Origin of the sequence: Leucobacter sp. M11 (assembly GCF_035726885.1) — a bacterium.
Lineage (GTDB): Bacteria > Actinomycetota > Actinomycetes > Actinomycetales > Microbacteriaceae > JAPFRB01.
In genome coordinates this window covers 360,129-360,971 of sequence record NZ_JAPFRB010000004.1, presented here as the reverse complement: position 1 = coordinate 360,971, position 843 = coordinate 360,129, and the positions used below count along the sequence as shown (strand labels likewise).

The 843-nt window shown below is 70.3% G+C and carries 1 protein-coding gene and 1 pseudogene; both read right to left on the bottom strand.

What is annotated here, in order from left to right; genetic code table 11:
• Window positions 1–116: 116 nt before the first annotated feature.
• On the bottom strand, window positions 117–419 hold the full coding sequence (locus OOT08_RS13750) for a hypothetical protein (RefSeq protein WP_325093355.1): 303 nt from the start codon (window positions 417–419) through the stop codon (window positions 117–119).
• Window positions 416–843: pseudogene (locus OOT08_RS13745) on the bottom strand (inorganic phosphate transporter); the annotation flags it as partial. The gene OOT08_RS13750 and the pseudogene OOT08_RS13745, both read right to left, overlap by 4 nt.

Sequence of the window (843 nt, the reverse complement as noted above, 5' to 3'; positions counted from 1 at the left end):
TGCCATGCCCCCATGCTACGCCCGGAACCCCGGAAGCGCCGGGGAACGCAACGGCCCCCGTCCGCGGAGCCGGGGCTCTGCGGACGGGGGCCAGTGTGCGGGCCGTCGCCCCGGGGTTAGGACCCCAGCGCGTGCAGCGCGGGCACAATGAGGTAGATCCCGACGATCACGCAGATCACGGAGAGGGCGAAGCAGATGTTCGCGCTGATGGTCGCCCAGCGCGGGCGGCCGACCTCCTCCACGTCGTCGTCTTCCTCGTCGCGGGCGGGGCCGTTGGGTGCGAAGCTCCCGTCGGCCTGGCGCACGCGCGGGGCGGGCATCGCCAGGAAGCGGATGCCCAGGGAATAGAGCGCCACCACGACGCACGCCGAGAACAGCGAGGCGACGAAAACGGTCAGGAAGGCGAGCCAGTCGATCACAGCGTGTCCTTCGTTTCGTTCTTGGCTGAGGACGCAGCGGCGGCTGCCTCCTCGGCGGCGGCAAGCTCGGCGGCCTTGGCCGCCTTATCCTCGGAGACCGCGGTCTGCGCAATCGAGGTGAGCGGCGGGATGGTTCCGGTCTCGGTGGGCACCGGGCGGATCTTGCGCTTGCGAATCCGGACCGCGTAGCCGGACTCGGCGACGTCGCTGATCGCGTTGGAGTGGTCCACGTTGTTCTTCTTCGAGCGCCAGAAAATGAACAGGATCACGCCGAGGCCGACCACCGCGTCGATGATGATGCCGATCGTGCCGAGGTGGGCGATGGCTGCGGCCACCGCGCCGACGATGCCGGCGGCGGGCAGCGTGAACAGCCAGCCCAGGCCGATGCGGCCGACCGTGCGCCAGCGAACCGTGGAGCCGCGGC